14 protein-coding genes, 1 tRNA gene and 1 pseudogene are annotated in these 19664 nt (G+C 70.2%); 11 read left to right on the top strand and 5 right to left on the bottom strand.

Annotated elements, in window-relative coordinates; genetic code table 11:
• Position 1 precedes the first annotated feature (1 nt).
• Positions 2-1684, bottom strand: a complete 1683-nt coding sequence (locus OG331_RS11690; RefSeq protein ID WP_406194790.1) for a thiamine pyrophosphate-binding protein — start codon at positions 1682-1684, stop codon at positions 2-4.
• 144 nt (positions 1685-1828) lie between these two features.
• Here OG331_RS11690 and sucC point away from each other — a divergent pair, with 144 nt between their 5' ends.
• The 3 genes from sucC to OG331_RS11675 all read left to right on the top strand — a co-directional run bounded on the left by sucC (position 1829) and on the right by OG331_RS11675 (position 5512).
• On the top strand, positions 1829-2959 hold the full coding sequence (sucC, locus tag OG331_RS11685; RefSeq protein WP_406194787.1) for an ADP-forming succinate--CoA ligase subunit beta: 1131 nt from the start codon (positions 1829-1831) through the stop codon (positions 2957-2959).
• Between the two features lie 14 nt (positions 2960-2973).
• Positions 2974-3858, top strand: a complete 885-nt coding sequence (gene sucD, locus OG331_RS11680) for a succinate--CoA ligase subunit alpha (RefSeq protein WP_406194785.1) — start codon at positions 2974-2976, stop codon at positions 3856-3858.
• Between the two features lie 109 nt (positions 3859-3967).
• The gene (locus OG331_RS11675) at positions 3968-5512 is read left to right on the top strand and encodes an aldehyde dehydrogenase family protein (protein ID WP_406194783.1); all 1545 of its coding nucleotides are present in this window, start codon (positions 3968-3970) and stop codon (positions 5510-5512) included.
• 119 nt (positions 5513-5631) lie between these two features.
• On the opposite strand, the gene OG331_RS11670 is transcribed toward OG331_RS11675, so the two are convergent.
• Both OG331_RS11670 and OG331_RS11665 read right to left on the bottom strand, forming a co-directional pair.
• A complete protein-coding gene (locus OG331_RS11670; RefSeq protein WP_406194780.1) occupies positions 5632-6963 on the bottom strand; it encodes a DUF2254 domain-containing protein in 1332 nt (443 codons plus the stop codon).
• 242 nt (positions 6964-7205) lie between these two features.
• Complete coding sequence (locus OG331_RS11665) at positions 7206-8483, bottom strand: IS701 family transposase (RefSeq protein ID WP_406190343.1); 1278 nt, start codon at positions 8481-8483, stop codon at positions 7206-7208.
• A gap of 55 nt (positions 8484-8538) precedes the next feature.
• Here OG331_RS11665 and OG331_RS11660 point away from each other — a divergent pair.
• Together OG331_RS11660 and OG331_RS11655 are read left to right on the top strand one after the other, a co-directional pair.
• Positions 8539-8623 (top strand) — tRNA-Leu (locus OG331_RS11660).
• Positions 8624-8724: 101 nt separating this feature from the next.
• Positions 8725-9090 carry an iron chaperone gene (locus tag OG331_RS11655; protein WP_406194778.1) on the top strand — a complete coding sequence of 122 codons (366 nt, stop codon included), beginning with the start codon at positions 8725-8727 and terminating at the stop codon, positions 9088-9090.
• A gap of 30 nt (positions 9091-9120) precedes the next feature.
• On the opposite strand, the gene OG331_RS11650 is transcribed toward OG331_RS11655, so the two are convergent.
• Complete coding sequence (locus OG331_RS11650) at positions 9121-9579, bottom strand: MarR family winged helix-turn-helix transcriptional regulator (RefSeq protein ID WP_406194776.1); 459 nt, start codon at positions 9577-9579, stop codon at positions 9121-9123.
• Between OG331_RS11650 and OG331_RS11645 the strand changes: the two are divergent.
• The 3 genes and pseudogenes from OG331_RS11645 (at position 9523) to fusA (ending at position 13380) form a co-directional block, all read left to right on the top strand.
• Positions 9523-10714, top strand: a pseudogene (locus OG331_RS11645) (cytochrome P450). The gene OG331_RS11650 and the pseudogene OG331_RS11645 overlap by 57 nt on opposite strands.
• A gap of 257 nt (positions 10715-10971) precedes the next feature.
• Positions 10972-11124 carry a hypothetical protein gene (locus OG331_RS11640; protein ID WP_406194774.1) on the top strand — a complete coding sequence of 51 codons (153 nt, stop codon included), beginning with the start codon at positions 10972-10974 and terminating at the stop codon, positions 11122-11124.
• A gap of 165 nt (positions 11125-11289) precedes the next feature.
• Positions 11290-13380 carry an elongation factor G gene (gene fusA / locus OG331_RS11635; protein ID WP_406194771.1) on the top strand — a complete coding sequence of 697 codons (2091 nt, stop codon included), beginning with the start codon at positions 11290-11292 and terminating at the stop codon, positions 13378-13380.
• A gap of 53 nt (positions 13381-13433) precedes the next feature.
• On the opposite strand, the gene OG331_RS11630 is transcribed toward fusA, so the two are convergent.
• Positions 13434-15272: a coagulation factor 5/8 type domain-containing protein gene (locus tag OG331_RS11630; protein ID WP_406194769.1), complete on the bottom strand. Its 1839-nt coding sequence runs from the start codon at positions 15270-15272 to the stop codon at positions 13434-13436.
• A 303-nt stretch (positions 15273-15575) separates the two neighbouring features.
• Between OG331_RS11630 and OG331_RS11625 the strand changes: the two genes are divergently transcribed.
• From OG331_RS11625 to OG331_RS11615, 3 genes are all read left to right on the top strand, one after another.
• Entirely contained in the window at positions 15576-17471 is a 1896-nt protein-coding gene (locus tag OG331_RS11625; protein ID WP_406194767.1) for a discoidin domain-containing protein, read from the top strand.
• A 148-nt stretch (positions 17472-17619) separates the two neighbouring features.
• Complete coding sequence (locus tag OG331_RS11620) at positions 17620-18156, top strand: GNAT family N-acetyltransferase (RefSeq protein ID WP_406194764.1); 537 nt, start codon at positions 17620-17622, stop codon at positions 18154-18156.
• Positions 18157-18159: 3 nt separating this feature from the next.
• Positions 18160-19662, top strand: coding sequence for an ABC transporter substrate-binding protein (locus tag OG331_RS11615; protein WP_406194762.1), 1503 nt, complete (start codon positions 18160-18162; stop codon positions 19660-19662).
• Positions 19663-19664: the final 2 nt, after the last annotated feature.

The raw sequence follows: 19664 nt of genomic DNA, 5'->3' as shown, positions 1-19664 counted from the left end.
CTCACTTGTACATGGTCTGGTTCATGGTTCCGGGGGCGTACGCGTCGGGGTCGACCCAGACGTTGATCAGCGAGGGCTTCCCGGACTCGCGGGCGCGCTGCAGCGCGGGGCCGATGTCGGCGGGGTCGCGGACCTCCTCGCCGTAACCGCCCAGCATCTGCGCGAACTTGTCGTAGCGGACGTCGCCGAGTGTGTTGCCGACCCGCTCGCGCTCCAGGCCGTACTTCTGGGCCTGGCCGTAGCGGATCTGGTTCATGGAGGAGTTGTTGCCGACGATGCCGACGAAGGGGAGGTTGTAGCGCACGAGAGTCTCGAAGTCCCAGCCGGTGAGGGAGAACGCGCCGTCGCCGAAGAGCGCGACGACCTCCTTGTCGGGCCGGGCCTGCTTGGCCGCGAGTACGAACGGCACCCCGACGCCGAGCGTGCCCAGCGGTCCCGGGTCCATCCAGTGACCGGGTGACTTGGGCTGCACGACCTGCCCGGAGAAGGTGACGATGTCGCCGCCGTCGCCGATGTAGATCGAGTCCTCGGTGAGGAAGTCGTTGATCTCGCTGACCAGCCGGTACGGGTGGATCGGTGAGGCGTCCGACTTCAGGCTCGGCAGCCGCTTCTCCAGGGCGGTCTGCTCGGCCGCGCGCAGCTCGTCGAGCCACTCCTTGCGCTTCGACGCGCCCCCGTTGACGCGTCCGGACGCGGCCTCGGTGACCGACTTCAGCACCAGCCCGGCGTCGCCCACGATCCCGAGGTCGATGTCGCGGTTCTTGCCGACGGTGCGGTAGTCGAGGTCGATCTGCACGACGGTCGCGTCCGGCGACAGCCGCTTGCCGTAGCCCATGCGGAAGTCGAAGGGCGTGCCGACGATGACGATGACATCGGCGCCTGAGAAGGCGTACCGCCGCGACAGCTGGAAGTGGTGCGGATCGCCGGGCGGGAGGGTGCCGCGGCCGGCGCCGTTCATGTACGCCGGGATGTTGAGGGTGCGGACGAGCTCGATGGCCGCCTCGGTGCCGCGGGTCGTCCACACCTGGCTGCCCAGCAGGATGGCCGGCTTCTCGGCGTGGACCAGCAGGTCGGCGAGCTTCTCGATGGCCTCGGGGTCGCCGGCCGAGCGGGTGGAGGCACGGTAGGCGCCCTCCTTGGGCACGCGCGCCTTGCTCACCGGCACCTTGGCGTCGAGGACGTCACGGGGGATCTCCAGGAAGGAGGGCCCGGGCGCACCGTGGTAGCACTCGCGGAACGCCATCGACACCATGTCCGCCGCGCGCGCGGTGTCGGGCACGGCCGCCGCGAACTTGGTGATCGGCGTCATCATGTCGACGTGCGGCAGGTCCTGGAGGGACCCCATCTTGTGCTGGGTGAGGGCGCCCTGGCCGCCGATGAGCAGCATCGGGGACTCGGCGCGGAAGGCGTTGGCGACGCCGGTGACGGCGTCGGTGGTGCCGGGACCCGCGGTGACGACCGCGCAGCCGGGCTTGCCGGTGATGCGGGCGTAGCCGTCGGCGGCATGGGCGGCGACCTGCTCGTGACGGACGTCGACGACCTCGATGCCCTCGTCGACGCAGCCGTCGTAGATGTCGATGATGTGGCCGCCGCACAAGGTGTAGATGCGGTCGACCCCCTCGGCCTTCAGAGCCTTGGCAACGAGATGACCACCGGAAATGACGTCCTGGGTGTCGTCGGGCATGGCGAAGTCCTGTCCCTTCGTAGGGGGTGGAACGGCTCTCGCGGTACATTGCATACAGTCGACGAATACTGTATGAACCTTGTTATCCCGCATCCAGTGGGTGGTGTCCAGGGGGCGTGCGGCACTTTTGAGTCAGGAGCCGGAATGGACCTGTACGAACACCAGGCAAGGGAACTCTTCGAGGAACACGGCATCTTGGTGCCGCGGGCAGAGGTGACCGACTCACCCAAGGAAGCCCGCGAGATCGCACGTCGGCTCGGTGGCCGAGTCGTGGTCAAGGCGCAGGTGAAGACCGGTGGCCGGGGCAAGGCGGGCGGTGTGAAGCTCGCCGCGGATCCCGCCGCTGCCGAGCTCACGACACGCCAGATCCTCGGCATGGACATCAAGGGCCACACGGTCGGCAAGGTGATGCTCGCCCAACCCGTGGACATCGAGGCCGAGTTCTACGTGTCCTACGTCCTCGACCGGGCGGCCGGCCGCTTCCTCGCGATCGCCTCGGCCGAAGGCGGCATGGACATCGAGGAGGTGGCCGCCAGTCGTCCGGAAGCCGTGGCCCGCATCCCCGTCGACCCCGCCGAGGGCGTCACCTCCGCGAAGGCCGCCGACATCACGGAAGCAGCCGGACTGCCACCGCAGACCGTCGACGTCCTCATCCGACTCTGGGAGGTACTGGTCCGCGAGGACGCCGTCCTGGTCGAGGTGAACCCGCTGGTCCGTACCGGGCAGGGCCAGATCCTCGCCCTCGACGGCAAGGTCACCCTCGACGACAACGCCCGCTTCCGGCAGGCACGTTGGGGTGCCGACGACGTGGAGCACGACGACGCGCTGGAGGCCACGGCGGCCGCCAAGGGCCTCAACTACGTCAAGCTCGACGGCGAGGTCGGCATCATCGGCAACGGCGCCGGCCTCGTCATGTCGACCCTCGACGTCGTCGCCGGCTGCGGCGCCCGCCCAGCCAACTTCCTCGACATCGGCGGCGGCGCATCGGCACAGATCATGGCCGACGGACTGTCGGTCATCCTGTCGGACCCGGCCGTGAAGTCGGTCTTCGTCAACGTCTTCGGCGGGATCACCGCGTGCGACGCCGTCGCCGACGGCATCGTGCAGGCCCTGGACACCGTCCAGCTGACCAAGCCGCTCGTCGTCCGCCTCGACGGGAACAACGCCGCCCGCGGGCGGGCCATCCTCGACGACCGCGCCCACCCCCTGGTCCAGCAGGCCACCACCATGGACGGCGCCGCGCTGCGGGCCGCGCAACTCGCCACCACAGCCTGAGGAGACGTGACGACATGGCCATCTACCTCACCAAGGAGAGCAAGGTCCTCGTCCAGGGCATGACCGGCGGCGAAGGCATGAAGCACACCCGGCGCATGCTCGCCGCCGGCACGAACGTCGTCGGCGGCGTCAACCCGCGCAAGGCCGGCCGCAGCGTCGACTTCGACGACCGCGCCGTCCCCGTGTTCGGGTCGGTCGCCGACGGAATGCGCGAGACCGGCGCCGACGTGACCGTCGTCTTCGTGCCGCCCGCCTTCACCAAGGCGGCCGTCGTCGAGGCCGCCGACGCCGGGATCGGACTCGCCGTCGTGATCACGGAGGGCATCCCGGTCCACGACTCCGTCGTCTTCACCTCGTACGCGAAGACCAAAGGCACCCGCATCATCGGCCCCAACTGCCCCGGCCTGATCACCCCCGGCCAGTCCAACGCGGGGATCATCCCGGCCGACATCACCAAGCCCGGCCGCATCGGCCTGGTCTCCAAATCCGGCACGCTCACCTACCAACTGATGTACGAGCTGCGGGACATCGGCTTCTCGACGTGCGTCGGCATCGGCGGCGACCCGGTCGTCGGCACCACCCACATCGACTGCCTGGCAGCCTTCCAGGACGACCCCGACACCGAACTCATCGTCCTCATCGGGGAGATCGGCGGCGACGCGGAGGAGCGCGCGGCCGCCTACATCCGCGACCACGTCACCAAGCCGGTCGTCGGCTACATCGCCGGATTCACCGCCCCCGAGGGCAAGACGATGGGGCACGCCGGCGCGATCGTGTCCGGCTCGTCCGGCACGGCGGCGGCGAAGCAGGAAGCGCTGGAAGCGGTCGGCGTTGGAGTCGGCAACACACCCACCGAGACCGCGCGCCTGGTGCTGGACCGCCTGGGCGTCGAGGCGTGACGTCACTCATAGTCGGCGCGAGGTCACTTTCAGGAGTTGCCGCACGCCGCTAACTTCCGCCATAGCCATCAACGACCGCCCCCGACTGTGCACCGAGAGCGGAGCCCCCATGGCAACCACCCTCACCCTCAAATCCGGCACCTCCTGGGCCGACGCCTGGCAACGCTGCCTCGCGGTCGCCCCCGAGGCGTTCCGGGACGACCGTGTCCTCAACCTCTGGAACTCCACCTGGCAGGCGGACGGCCGGGCCCTGCCCGCCACCAGTCCCGTCGACGGCAGTCCGATCGCCGGCCCGCCGCGCCTGGACCGGGCCACCGCCCACCAGGCCGTGCGCGCGTCGCTGGACCAGCACCGCGCCTGGCGGCACATCCCGCTGGAAGAGCGCCGAGCCCGCGTCGCGGCCACGCTCGACGCCCTGACCCAACACCGGGACCTGCTCGCCCTGCTGCTCGTCTGGGAGATCGGCAAGCCCTGGCGGCTGGCCCGCGCCGACGTCGACCGGGCCATCGACGGCGTGCGCTGGTACGTCGACGGCATCGAGCCGATGGTCGCCGGCCGGGCACCGCTGGACGGTCCGGTATCCAACATCGCGAGCTGGAACTACCCGATGAGCGTGCTCGTTCACGCAGTGTTGGTACAGGCATTGGCAGGCAACGCGGTCATCGCCAAGACCCCGACCGACGGCGGTGTCGCCTGTCTCACCCTGGCCTGCGCGTTGGCCGCCCGCGAGGGAATCCCCGTCACCCTCGTCAGCGGCAGCGGGAGCGAGCTGTCGGAGGCGCTGGTGCGGGCGCCCGAGATCGGCTGCGTCTCCTTCGTCGGCGGCCGCGACACCGGAGCCGCGGTGGCCACGGCCGTCGCCGACCTCGGCAAACGACACGTACTCGAACAGGAAGGACTCAACACCTGGGGCATCTGGAACTACACGGACTGGGACGCGCTCACGGCGGTCGTGCCCAAGCTCTTCGACTACGGCAAACAGCGCTGCACGGCGTACCCGCGCTTCGTCGTCCAGCGCGAGCTGTTCGACGAGTTCCTCGCGGCGTACCTCCCGGCGGTGCGCACGCTCACGGTCGGCCACCCGCTGGCGGTGGAGAAACGGGACCACGACCCCTTCCCGCAGCTGGACTTCGGGCCGGTCATCAACGCGGCCAAGGCCAAGGAGCTCCAGGACCAGGTGGCCGAGGCGATCGACCGCGGCGCCGTCCCGCTGCACCGGGGCAGGCCGGCGGACGCCCGCTTCCTGCCCGGCCAGGACACCTCGGCATACGTCCAGCCGGTCACGCTGCTCAATCCGCCCCCGTCCTCCCCGCTCCACCACGCGGAGCCCTTCGGCCCGGTCGACACCATCGTCCTGGTCGACACCGAGGCGGAGCTGCTGGCGGCGATGAACGCGTCCAACGGCGCACTGGTCGCCACGCTGTCCACGGACGACCGCGCGACGTACGACCGCCTGGCCCCGCAGATCCGCGCGTTCAAGGTCGGCCACGGCAAGCCGCGTTCCCGCGGCGACCGTGACGAGCTGTTCGGTGGCTTCGGCGCGTCCTGGCGCGGGGCGTTCGTCGGCGGCGAGCTGCTGGTGCGCGCGGTGACACAGGGGCCGGCGGGGGAGCGGTTGCCCGGGAACTTCCCGGAGTATCAGCTCGGCCCGTGAGGAGAGGGCGTCGCGTCCGACGCCGGGTTCGCCACGCGGTCCGCCGCACCGGTGCCCGGCGTCGGTCGCCGACGCGATGGCACAGGTCGTCCTGTCTCCCCTGGTTGATCCGCAACCGGTCAGCCGATGCCCTGGCGATCCGGATGCAGGGCGAACGCGCGGTCCGAGGGGAACTGCTCGGCGCGGTCCACCGCCTGGTGGAGGAGTTCGCGGTGGCGCAAGATCGGTCCGCTGCGCTCCGGCGGTGCGAGCAGGAGGAGGTCGTCCAGGCCGGCCTGCATGCGCCGTGAGACCTGCGGGCTGCCGACGGCGCAGCCCCGCACCTCGGTGAACCCGAGATCCACCAGCTCGGTCCACCCCGGCACGGGCTGCACCAGCCGCACCACCCCGCGCCGGTCCCGGTGCAGGGCGGCGTCCAGCGGCCGACGGCTCAGCGCGGCCAGGAACTGGACGACACGGTCCAGCGCCTGGACGGCGGTTGTCGGGTCGTTGATCGCGGGCGACAGTGCACGCAGCGCGATGTCGGACAACTGCCGCAGCCCGAAGCCGAGATCCTGGTGGTAGGTCCGCTCCACACCCACCGAGATCGTGTACCGCAGCGCCCGCCGCGGCGGGGCCGCACCGCCGTGCACCGCCAGCAAGGGCGTACCAGGCACCACGAAGTCCCCGATCCGAGGGATCAGCCGCAGCGTCACCCCGTGCTTGCGAGCAGTCCGGACCAGCCGCGTGATGTGCACGTCCCGCAGCACCCCCGCCCGGCCCTCGTGCGGCACCCAAGCGGTGGCGGTGCCGAGGTCGGGCGTGTCCGGTCCGTCCGTCGACACGGGCATCGACGCGGTCACCCGGAAGGACTCCGCGGCGATCCGTGCGATCACGTAACTGATCCGCATCAACCGCAGAGTGCTGTTCACGTACAGCACGAAGAGCAACAGGCTGAACGCGACCATGCAGAGCGTGAGCACCGACTGCACCAGAGGCACCGTCGTGACGGCACGGGCATCCTCGGCGGTGTCGAAGGAGGTCAGCACGAGAAGGCTCAGCACGAAGGTCGCGAGGAAGACGGCGAAGGTCGCCTTGGTGATCCGGCTGCGCACGAAGAGCCGGACCACGCGCGGGGTGAACTGCCCGCTCGCCATCTGCACGGCCACCAGCGAGATGCTGAAGACCACACCGATGAAGGTCATCATCGCCGAGGCGACGGCGTTCACCACGGCCTTCGCGTCGTCCGCGAACCGCAGCAGTTCGTCGAGCGTCTCGTAGTCGCCGTCCTTCTGGAGCGCATCGACGATGGCTGCGTCGAGCGCCTGAGCCGCCAGCCAGACCACGAAGACGGCCACCATCGCAGCCATGGGGGCGAACCAGAACGTGTCCCGCAGATGCTCCCTGAGGGGCGACAGCGCACGCGGGCGACGTCCTGCGGAAGGACTCTGCGTAACCGTCCAGTCACTCATGATGCGACCCTAAGGGCATCGGGCCGTGCGGTCCCGGACCCCCGCCCGATGGACGGAAACGCAGGTGAAAGGCACTCCGAAACCTTGGTATTGTTGTCCACGTCGCCGCCGGGAAGGCCCCCGGCAAGGCGGCAGACACCTAGTAGGACTCCGTTAGGTTGCTCTGGCTCTGGGGTTTTGGCTGGTGGTGGATGTTCTGGGCAGGGGGCGGTGGCAGGTGGTGCAGGTGCCGGTCCAGCAGTTCAGCAGGTCCTGGATGGCGTCGAGGGTCTGGTAGAGGGTGAGTTGGCTGTATCGGCTTTTGGGGCCAGTCGCTGTTCGGTGAGGAACGCGTGGGCGGCGGTGACCAGGGTGACGTGGTGATGCCAGCCGTTCCAGGAACGTCCCTCGAAGTGGTCCAGGCCGAGGCCGTGCTTGAGTTCCCGGTAGTCGTGCTCGATGCGCCAGCGGATCTTCGCCAGGCGGACCAGTTCGGCGATTGGGGTGTCTGCGGGCAGGTTGGACAGCCAGTAGCCGGTGGGTGCTTCGGCGCCGTCGGGCCATTCGGCCAGCAGTGTGACCTCAGGCAGGACGCCGTCCCAGTGGCCGTGTGAGGCGAGGGCGGCGGCCTGGGCGAGGCGTTTGGATTTGATCCCGGCGGGCCGCACCTGCAGGGACAGGAAGTGTGAGCGCAGCGGTCCGCGGGATCCTTCCCGCCAGGTCACCTCGGTGAAGGCCTGCCGTCCGTGGCCGGCCACCAGCGCGGCCACCGGAGTCGGCCTGTCGCGGTAGCGGGGCTGCGGCTTGCGGCCGTTGCCGGACCAGGTGGGGGCCATGGGCATCGCATCATGCGGGTGGACGGTCACATCCGAGCGGATCGCCACCACGTAGTCGATGCTGCGATGTTCCAGGCCGTCGCGGAAGTCGGCGTTCTGTCCGTAGCCGGCGTCGGCCACCAAAACCGGAGGCACCAGACCCCATCCGGCCAGCTCATCGATGGTGTCCAGGGCCAGACGCCACTTCTCCCGGTGCCCGATCTCGTCGGGCATCCCGGTCTTGCGCCGGCGAACCGGATCGTGCGCCCACTCCTCAGGCACGAACAGGCGCCATTGCAGCGGACAGGACGCCGTGTCGGAGACCGCGTGCACACTCACTGCGACCTGGCAGTTGGCCTGCTTGCCCAGCGCCCCGCAGTACTGGTGGGCGACCGCCACCGACATCTTCCCGTCCTTGGGAAACGACACGTCATCGACCGCCCACGCGTCCGGACCGACCAGCGGCACCATCCGCTGCGCAATCCGCCGCCGCACCGGCAGCGGATCCCACGTCGACTGGTTCACGAACTGCTGCAGATTCTGCTCGTTGCCGTCCGGCAGCCGCTGCGCCATGGCCTGGATGGACTTGCGGCGACCGTCCACCATCAGTCCCCGCAGATAGCAGTCGCTCTTGGCCCGCTGGTCCTTGCGCGGCACCGAGGCGAACACATCAGCCACGAATAACGCCAACTTCGCCCGAGCCCGGTTCACTTCATGTGTATCCACACCTTCAGCGTTCCCCCAAACAGGACCGACAGGCAGACATAACGGAGTCCTACTAGTCCGGGTGGCGGAATGGCAGACGCGCTAGCTTGAGGTGCTAGTGCCCTTTATCGGGCGTGGGGGTTCAAGTCCCCCCTCGGACACAGAACATCTGCAACCCGTGCGGGTCGAGGGCCACCTCGACCCGCACGGGTTGTTTTGTCGGACGGTTGATCGGTACCGCCTCCAGGCTTAGCCTCGCCGCATGGTGCAGAGCGCGGCGGAGGATGTCGACGGCTATCTGGCCGAGGTGCCGATGGAGCGGCGAGAGGCCCTGACGCGGCTACGGCAGGTGTGCCGCGCGGAACTGCAGGGCTTCAGCGAGGTCATGGCCTATGGCATGCCGACGTACCAGCGCGACGGTGCGGCCGAGATCGCGTTCGCGAGTCAGCGGCAGTACGTCTCCTTCTATCTGATGCGCAGTGATGTCCGTGACGCCTTCCAGGAACGGCTGGCCGGACAGGACATGGGCAAGGGCTGCCTGCGCTTCCGCAAGCCGGAGAAGATCGATTTCGACCTCGTACGGGATCTGCTGCGGGCCACCGCGGCCGGCCGGGGCTCGATCTGCTGACTGCGCCGGCCAGGCCGCCGAGGGCCGTCGTCAGGCGCCCGCGCTCCTCGGCCAAGGGCGGCCGGTGATGCGTTCGATGTCGGTGTTGAACTGCTGTAGATCGGCGATGAACCGGTCCAGGCGCTCGGAGGGCCACTCCGCCACCACCGTCGACAGGCTGGTGGCGATTCCCTCGCGCTGCTGCGCGAGCAGCCTGAGGCCCTCCTGGGTGATCCGGAACTTGCGGGCCACCCCGCCGGACGGATCGAGGGCCCGCTCCACCAGCCCGTTGCGCAGCAGGGCCGAGGTCTGCCGGGTGAACGTCGACGCCGCGAGCCCGAAGGCCTCGACGAAGTCCGGGATGGACATCGCTCCCTGGGTCTCGAGCCTGGTGAGGATGACGTAGGCGCACTGGTCCAGCGGGTCCCCGCCGCGTGGGCCCCGGGGAGGTGGGTGAGCGACGCGGAAGCGTTCGACAACCTCCTGGAGCCCCCGGCCGAATGGGAGCAACTGCGCGGCCGGTGCCCGGTGGCCACCGTTGAACTCCCCAGCGGGGACAAGGCGACCTCCCTGACCCGCTACGACCACATCAAAGCCCTGCTGGCCGACCCCCGTTCCACCCGCCCGACGGCCGAGGACGGTGCTGCCCGGATCGCCCCCGAAGGCGCCGGTGGTCCCGCCGCTGACGGAACCACCACGCTCGTCCTGCCCGACCGCGGGGAGCCGCAGGTGGCGACGGCAGGTGGGCAAGTACTTCACCGCCAAGCGCATGACGGCGCTGCGCCCCGGCATGGCGCGCATCGCCGAAGACCTCGTCGACGACATGGGCCGCAGTGGACGGCCCGCGGACCTCAAGGCCGGCCTCGGCTTCCCCCTGCCCGTCCACGTCATCTGCGACATCCTCGGCGTCCCCGGCGTGGACCGGGACCGCTTCTCGCACTGGTCCGACGCCTTCCTCAACGTCAGCCGCTACACCGGCGTTCAGACCGGCGCGGCGTACGCCGAGTTCGCCGAGTACATGTCCGCGCACATCGCGGCGACACGCGCCGAACCCGGCGACGACCTGATCGGCATGGTGATCAGGGAGGGCGAGGGGAGGGGCAGGGGCTGACCGGCGACGAGTTGTTCGGCACCGCCATGGGGCTCCTGGTCGCAGGACACGAGACCACCGCCAACATGATCGGCAAGATGGTCGCCATGCTGCTCGCCGACCGCACCCGTTGGGAGCGGCTGCCGGCCGACCCCGCCCTGGTGCGCACCGCGGTCGACGAGGCGCTGCGCTTCGACGCCAACCTCGGCTTCGGCATCCGGCGTTACCTCACCGAGGACGTCGAGGTCGACGGAGAGCTGCTGCCGAGCGGCACGACCGTCGTGTGCAGCATGCCGGCCGCCAACCGTGACGAACGGGTCTTCGCCGACGCCGACGACATGGTGCTGTCCCGGTCCCCGAACCCCCCACCTCACCTTCGGCGCCGGACCGCACGCCTGCCTGGGCCAGAGCCTGGCACGCACCGAGCTCCAGGTCACGCTCGAAGTACTCCTGCGCAAGCTGCCGACCCTCCAACTCGACGCATCCATCGATGAGTTGAAGCGCGTCGAGGGTCTCCTCGTCGGCGGACTGCGCACGGTGCCCGTGCGATGGTGACGGCTCCCGCACGGGGAAGGAAGGCAACGGCCGTGAAAGTGAACGTGGACCAGGGACGCTGTTGCGGCGCCGGACAGCAGGCCGCCGTCCGTGAGGCAGCAGCGGTGTGCCCGGCGTCGGCCATCACGATCGACGACGACCAGTAGGAGAAAAATCAGCTGCCTCGACCTCGCCCGGCTCCCTACACTCACCACACAAGCACGCGCCGCCCACCACTCGGCGGCGCGTCGTCGTGACGAGTTGAGGGGAGCCGGGCCGTGCGTGACCGCACCGCTGTCGTCGTCTCCCCTTCCCGGGACGACCGGTACAACCGATGCCACCGGTTCAACCGGTACGACGTGATCCTGGTGTCCCTGTCCGTCCGGTGCCCGCTGCGCGGCCGGCACTGGATGTCCGTGACGAACACCTGAGAGCGCCCCAGTACGTCAACGCTCCTGTCATGCGCCCTAATTGATGGAGCGACAGGTCGCGCCGACGTGCGCCCGCGCCACCGCGCCATGTGCGTGCACGTATCGTCCGGGAATCGCGCTGCCCCTTTCCGTTCCGCTTACGGATCACCCGAAAGGCCAAAGGCCGTGCGCACGAACATCACCAACCTCACCAACGTCAACACCCTCGCCGCCGTCCGCAACCTCGGCATCCTCGCGCATGTCGACGCGGGCAAGACCACCGTCACCGAGCGGATCCTGTACGCCACCGGAACCACCCACAAGCGGGGCGAGGTCCACGACGGCACGACCGTCACGGACTTCGACTCGCAGGAGCGGGACCGCGGCATCACCATCTTCGCGGCTGCGGTGAGTTGTGCCTGGGACGGTCACCGGATCAACCTGATCGACACCCCCGGGCACGTCGACTTCGCCGACGAGGTGGAGCGTTCGCTGCGTGTCCTGGACGGCGCGGTCGCGGTGTTCGACGCCGTGGCGGGGGTCGAGCCGCAGAGCGAGTCGGTGTGGCGGCAGGCCGACCGGCACGGCGTCCCGAGGATCGCGTTCGTCAACAAGCTCGACCGAGCCGGGGCGGACCTCGACACGGCCGTCGCGTCGATCAGGGAACGGCTGCATCCGGCGCCGCTGGTCGTGCAGTTGCCCATCGGCGCGGAGGACGGATTCCGCGGCGTCGTGGACCTCGTACGCATGCGGGCGCTGGTGTGGGCCGACGGTGCCGAGACGGCAGCGGAAGGGCCGGTGCCGGAGGAACTCCTGGACGAGGCGCACCGGCGTCGGCGGCTGCTGGAGGAGGCGGTGGCCGAACTGCACGCCGGCGCACTGGAGGAGTTCTGCGCGCGGTCGGAGGTCTCCGCGGAGACGCTGGTCGCCGCCCTGCGCGAGCTGACCCGCAGCGGTGAGGGCGTGGTCGTGCTGTGCGGCTCGGCCTACCGCAACCGCGGTGTGGAGCCGCTGCTCGACGCGGTCGTGGCGTATCTGCCGTCACCGCTCGACGTGCCGGCCGTACGCGGCCTGCGCGACGGCGTCGACGAGGAGCGGCCGGCCGACCCGTCGGCACCGTTCGCGGCGCTGGCGTTCAAGGTGAGCGCGACCCCGACCGGGCGGCTGACCTACCTGCGGGTTTACTCGGGAACCATCGAGAAGGGAGGCGTGGTGTTCGACGCGGTTGCGCGGCGCACCGAGCGGATCGGGCGGATCCTGCGGGTCCAGGCCGACCGTCATGCCCACGTCGACCGTGCGGTCGCCGGGGACATCGTGGCGGTCGTCGGCCTGAAGTCGGCTCGCCCGGGCTCCACCCTCTGCGCCCCGGACGCCCCGCTCGTCCTGGAACCGCCGAGCGTGGCCGACCCGGTGGTGTCCGTCGCGGTCGAGGCCCGCAGGTCCACCGACACCGATCGGCTGGCCTCGGCGCTGGCACGGCTGGCGGAGGAGGACCCGTCGCTGGTCGTGCGGACCGACGCCGAGACCGGCCAGACGGTGCTGTCCGGCATGGGCGAACTGCATCTGGAGGTCGCGGTGGAGAAGATCCGGCGTGACCTCGGGCTGGACGTCAACGTCGGCCGCCCGCGGGTGTCGTATCGCGAGACGGTCGGCCGAGGGGTGTCCGGTTTCGTGTTCCGGCACGTCAAACAGGACGGTGGAGCGGGGCAGTTCGCGCATGTTGTTCTCGATGTCGAGCTCCTGACGGCGCCGGCCACGGCGGCCGAACAGGGCGTCAACGGCTTCGAGTTCCGCTCGACCGTCGTCGGCGGCCGGGTGCCGCAGGAGTACGTCCGCGCCGTGGAGGCCGGCTGCCGCGACGCCCTCGCCGAGGGCCCACTCGGCGGCCACCCGGTGACCGGCCTGCGCGTCACCCTCACCGACGGGTCGACCCATGTGAAGGACTCCTCCGACACGGCCTTCCGTACGGCCGGCCGACTCGGCCTCCGCGATGCCCTGCGCGCTTGCGCGATGGTCCTCCTGGAGCCGGTCGTCGAGGTCACGGTCACCGTGCCGGAGGACGCGGTCGGCTCGGTGCTCGGTGACCTGGCGGCCCGGCGCGGCCGGGTCTCGGGCTCCGTCACCCGGGCGGGCGCGGCGGTCGTCACCGCGACTGTGCCGCTGGCCGAACTGTTCGGCTACGCGACGCGGTTGCGCAGCCGGACCCAGGGACGCGGCACGTTCACGGCCCGGCCCACCGGGTATGCGCCGGCGCCGGTCGCCGCGGTGTCGCGGTAGGGCGACAGGGCCCCGTCCTCGACGGACGGGGCCCTCGTCCGGCCTGCCTCACCTCAGGGATACGACACCACGGTCGAAGGCACCGTCGACGTCCCCGACGTCGGCGCCCCCGTGTCGTTGATGACGCACTCGTACTGCCCATTACCGCCGAGCGAGACCACGAGCAGGTTGTGGAAGCGCACGCCGGACCGCACCGGGGCGGCGAAGCCGTGGTGCTGCACGATCGAGGGGTTGACGTTGTAGTAGCAGTAGCTGCCCAGCCCCCAGCCCTCGTGCGACGTCACGGCGTCACCAACGCGGTAGGCGGCGTAGCCCTTGATCGAGCCGTTCTGGATGGCGGCCTGGTTCGGGGCGTCGTACGCCTTCTCGTTCTGGAAGAAGATCGTGCGGCCGCGCTGGCCGAACCACTGCACGTCGTACTTGTTGAAGTGCTCGACGAACAGGCCGGTCGCCAGGACGTCGTCGCCGTTGACCACGACGCCGTAGTCGGCGCGGTTGGTCTCCCAGCCGACTCCCTCGCCGTGGTCGGCCCGCCACACCCACGTGTGGTCGACGATCGTGTGCCGGCTGTTGATCACCATGCTGGTGGTGGCCTTGCCGGCGCCGGCCCCGCCGATGCGGACGAACACGTCCTGGACCGTGATCGGGTTGGCGGAGTGGTCGCTGGACGCGCCCCGCGGCCCGATCTCCACCAGGGTCGCGGAGTTGACGGGTCCGGCGTCGACCAGGAAGCCGGCCAGCCGGACTCCGTCGACGTCGGCGACCTGCACGGCCGTGGCACCGTTGTCGGGGATCAGGGTCGCGTAACCGAGGCCCAGGACGACGGTGTTCGGCCGGTTGACCCGGATCGGCCGGTCGAGGTGGTAGATCCCCGGGGTGAGCAGGAGGTGCAGTCCCTGGGTGAGGGCCTCGTTGAGGGTGGCCGCCGTGACACCGGGCCGCGCGACGTAGAACTGCGTCAGCGGCAGCGAGGTGCCTCTCGGTGTGCCGTTGCCCCAGGTGACGCCGCGGGCATTCGTGCGCTTCTCGGGCAGGAAGACCCGGAAGTCGTTCCCCTGGACGTACAGGAACGGCTTCTCGCGGGAGACGGGAGTCGTGTCGAGCGTGGTGTAGGGCGGGTTGGGGAAGCTCTGCGCGGGGGCGCCCTCGACGCCGGAGAACACCATGTTCCACACGCCGTTCAGCCAGCTGCCGATCGCGCTGTCGCGGGTGTACCACTGCTGCTGCGAGTACGGACCGACCTGGCCGTCGATCCGGCTGTCCGCGATGTAGCCGCCGCTCGCCCAGCCGTAGCCGGTGGGGGAGAGGTTGAGGCCGCCGCGGATGTGCATGCGGCGGAACGGGGCCGCCTGGGCGACCGCCCACCGGTTGGTGCCGTTGACCGGAACCAGGGCCAGGTTCTCCGCCGAACGCCAGAAGTTCTGCGTGGCGTTGCCGTTGAACCAGCCGGCGTCGACGGTGACGTCCCCGTTGATGGTCGTGTCGTCGGGGGACAGACCCAGGCCCGCGATCGAGGTGTAGAAGCCGAGCTGGGCGTTGAGGCCGTGGTAGGTGCCGGGCTTGAAGAGCAGGGCGTAGCGGCCGGTGCCGAACTGTGCCGACTCCTGCTGCCGGAACACCTCGTCCAGTCGGGCCTGGATGCCCGGGGTCGACGGGTCGAAGACGAGGACGTTCGGGCCGAGGTCGCCGCCGCCCGGCAGGGCGCGTGGCTTCTTCCGCGCCGACGGGGACGCCGAAGTCGGCGCGGCAGCCTGGGCGGAGGCTTGCGTGGAGGTCTGTGCGGAGGCCTCGGTCGACAGGCCGAGCACGGCCGGTGCCGAGGCGATCGCGGCGCCGATCAGGGCCCGGCGACCCATCGAGGACGGCCCGGAGGACGGGGAGGGAGGAAGCATCAGGCGGCTCTCCTGGTTCAGGAAGTGAACGTCATGAGGTGCGGGGAGCGCTCTCTTGCCGCTGAATGGTTCAACTGTGGAACGTGTGAGTCAAGAGCTGCGGCGGAAGTTCTGAGAGTGCGTCAAAGCCCTTGACGCGTCTGCCTTCCGAGGCTTAACTCACGCTCTAAACTAAGACGTGATGCGGTGACCCGTAGCCACCGGGACAGGTGTGACGGGTCGCCCGACCGCGACGGCACGAAGGCATCACAGCACGGAATGCGCACCCTGCGAGGACCCCCTCACATCCCCAAGGAGAGCCGCATGCCATCCCGTACCCGTACGCGTATCCGCACTCCACGGACCCTTCTGACCGCGCTCGCCGCCCTCGCCGTGCTCGGCACCGGCTCGGCGTTCGCCGCGCCGCCCGCAGAGCCCACCGCCGCGGCGGCCGCGTGGGACACCGACCGTGCGGCCGAGGTCCACACCGCCAACCCGAACGCCGTCACCGCGTCCGGCGGTGAGAACGCCGGCACCGCACCCGGCCTCGCCTTCGACGGCGACGGAGCGACCCGGTGGTCCAGCAACTTCGCCGAGGACGCCTGGATCCGCGTGGACCTCGGCGCGACGATCCGCGTCGACCGGGTGGTCCTCGACTGGGAGGCGGCTTACGGCAGGAGATACGTCCTGGAGGTCTCGAAGAACGGCACGGACTGGACCCCCTTCTACACGGAGACCGCCGGCACCGGCGGCACGGTCACCGCGCACACCTACCCACAGGAGGTGACCGGCCGCCATGTCCGCATGCGCGGCCTCGAACGCGCCACCCCCTACGGCTACTCGCTGTACTCCTTCAAGGTCTACGGCGGTGAACCGGCCCCCGCGTCCACCACCCGCACCAACCTGGCCCTGAACCACCCCGCGTACACCAACTACTACCAGCACGCGGGCAATTCACCGGCCTTCGTGACGGACGGAGGGTGGCCGGGGGATCTCAAGGCCGACGCCACCCGCTGGTCCAGTGACTGGAACGCGGACCGCTGGATCTCCGTCGACCTGGGCGCCGCGTCGACGATCTCCTCCGTGGACCTCTACTGGGAGGCTGCCTACGCCGTCGACTACCAGCTCCAGGTCTCCGACGACAACCGCACCTGGCGTACCGTCCACCAGCCCTCCGCAGCCGAAGTCGCCGTCCGCCGCGCGAACGTGAAGTCCCCGGCGGAGGCGGTGGGCCTGCACGACACGATCACCCTCTCCTCCCCGGCGACCGGCCGCTACGTCCGCGTGCTCGGCAAGGAACGCCGCAGCTTCCACAACCCGGCCCCCGCGACGGCCCAGTTCGGCTACTCCCTGTACGAGTTCCAGGTCTGGGGCACGGGTGGCAGCGCCGACGCCGCCTACCCGGCGCTCCCGGCCGAGCAGCCGGGGACGTACCGGACGGCCTTCTTCGACGACTTCACCGGCGCCGCCCTCGGCCGCTCCAAGTGGCGTGTCGTGCGCACCGGCACCGAGATGGGTTCGGTCAACGGTGAGTCGCAGGCGTACGTGGACTCGGCGGACAACATCCGCACCGAGAGCGGGAATCTGATCCTGCGTGCCAAGTACTGCAAGGGCTGCACACAGGCCGGCGGCGGCACGTACGACTTCACGTCCGGCCGCATCGACACCAACACGAAGTTCGACTTCACGTACGGCCGGGTCAGCGCCCGCATGAAGCTCCCCGTCGGCGACGGCTTCTGGCCCGCCTTCTGGCTGCTCGGCAGCAACGTCGACGACCCCTCTGTCTCATGGCCCGCGTCCGGTGAGACCGACATCATGGAGAACGTCGGCTACCGGGACTGGACCAGCACCGCCCTGCACGGCCCCGGCTACTCGGCCGACGGCAACATCGGCGCCCGCCAGGTCTTCCCGAACGGCGGCACGGTCGACCAGTGGCACACCTACGCCGTCGAGTGGACCCCGACGGGCATGCGCTTCTACGTCGACGACCGCCTGGTCCAGGAGACGACCCGCAACAAGCTGGAGGCGACGCGGGGGCAGTGGGTCTACGACCACAACCAGTACGTGATCCTGAACCTCGCTCTGGGCGGGGCCTATCCGGCCGGCTGGAACCAGGTGACCACTCCCTACTGGGGTTTGCCGCAGTCGAGCGTGGACCGGATCGCGGGTGGGGGAGTGCAGGCCGAGGTGGACTGGGTGCGGGTGGAGCAGAAGCGGTAGGCGCCGCCGAGCCTTTTTGAAAATGGATATCATGTGATAAGTTGGAGGTGATCTTCGGCCGCTGTTGAATCGCCTGCCCCGTAAGGGGGGTTGTGTGACAGGCGGGGTAACGGAAAGGGCTTGCGAGCTTGATGCATATGATGTGCAAGTGCACGACTACAGCATCAGGGCGGCGAGCCCGCACGACCTCGACGGTGCGCGAGCCCTGATGCTCGACACCGTCCACCGCGATTTCGGTACCGGCTACGTGCCCCGCTGGCACGCGGACATCGTCGACCCGGCCGCCGCCTATCTCGCCTCGCCCCGCCACACCCTCCTCGTCGCGCTCGACCCGCGCGACGGGAGTGTGGTCGCCACCGCCGCCCTCGACTCACGCGGCCCGGCCCACCCGCCGAACCCGCGCGAGCTCGCCGAGCGCTACCCGTCCGGCGAGACCGCGCAGCTGCGTCGCGTCTACGTCCGGGCCGAGCACCGCAGGCGCGGCCTGGCCCGGCAACTCGTCGGCGAACTGCTCGCCTTCGCGGCGGCGGACGGCGGCTACCGCGCCGTCTATCTGCACACCGACCCCAAAGTGCCGGGCGCCGAGGCGTTCTGGCGTTCGCTCGGCAAGGTCGTGCACGACGAGCGCGAGGACAGGGACGGCGGGAACGGCGTCGTCCACTTCGAGATACCGATGGAGCGATAGACCGTGCCACGCCGAATCCGCCCGCTCCTCGCCCTCGTCCTGGCCCCCGTCCTCGCCGGCTGCTTCGCCTCCAGCGGCGGTTCCGACGCCGCGGGCGACGCCCGGGACGGCTCCCGCCTGCGAGTCGCCCTCGCCTTCCCGCCCGCCGAGAACCTCTCGCCGTACGGCGCCGACGCCACCATCCTCAGCCGTCTCGGCGTCACCGAAGGCCTGACCGCGCTGGACGCCAACGGCGCCGCAGCCCCGGCCCTCGCCGCCTCCTGGCGCCAGGAGAACGACCGCACCTGGCTGTTCACCCTGCGCGAGGCCACCTTCCAGGACGGCTCCGCGGTCACCCCCGCCGCGGTCGCCGCCGCCCTCACCCACGCCACGCAGGCCAAGCCCGTCCCCGCCGCCCTCTCCGGCGTCACCCTCACCGCGAAGGCCGAGGGCGGCAAGGGCGTACGGATCACCACCGGGGCCCCCGACGCCGTCCTGCCGCTTCGTCTGTCCAGCCCTTCCCTCGCCATCCTCTCCGGCAAGGCCTACGGCAACAAGGACAAGCAGACCAAGGCCGACCCGGTCGGCCATGCCACCGGGCCCTTCGAGCTCACCAAGGTGCTCGGCTCCACGGCCGCCACCCTCGACCGCTACGACGACTACTGGGGCGGCCGTGCCCAGGCCGCCGGCATCGACGTCAAGTTCGTCGCCGACGGCACCGCCCGCGCGAGCGCCCTGCGCACCGACCAGGTCGACCTCGCCGAGGCGATCCCCGTCGCCCAGGCCGCCACCCTCGACAAGGCCACCCGCGAGGCCACCGCCACCACCCGCACCACGAGCCTGCTCCTCAACACGAGGAAGGGCCCCTTCAAGGACGCCGCTCTGCGGGCCGCCGCCCGGCAGGCCGTCGACACCTCCGCGTTCGCCAAGGGCGTCTACGAGGGATACGCCGACGCCGGCGCAGGCATCTACGGGCCCGCCGTCACCTGGGCCGCCGGCAAGCGGACCGAGCCGGTCGGGCGGGCGAAGGCGGGCAAGCCCGACAAGACCCGGATCAACCTCGCCACCTACGACAACCGGCCGGAACTCCCGGAAGTCGCCCAGGTGCTGAAGCAGCAGCTGGAGAAGGCAGGGTTCGAGGTCACGCTGGAGGTGCGCGAGTACTCGCGGCTGGAGAGCGACGCGCTGGACGGCAAGTTCGACGCGTTCGTCGGCGCCCGCAACAGCCTGGTCGACACCGGCGACCCCGTCGGTGTCCTCGCCGGCGACTACACGTGCGACGGCAGTTACAACCTGGCCCTGCTCTGCGACAAGGACGTCGACCGGGCCGTGGCCGAGGCCGCGGAGATCGCCGGCACGGCCGAGCGGCAGGACGCGGCCATGACGGCCGAGGCCGAGATCCTCGGCACCGACGCCGTCGTACCGCTGGTCCACCAGCGCATCATCACCGGCGTCGGCACCGATGTCCGAGGCGAGCTCCTCGACCCGTACGAGCGCACCCTCGTCGGCATCGGCACCCGGCGCTGACC

Source organism: Streptomyces sp. NBC_01017 (assembly GCF_045162795.1).
GTDB lineage: Bacteria > Actinomycetota > Actinomycetes > Streptomycetales > Streptomycetaceae > Streptomyces > Streptomyces machairae.
Note: the sequence above shows the minus strand (reverse complement) of the source record. Positions and strands in the feature narration are given on the sequence as shown.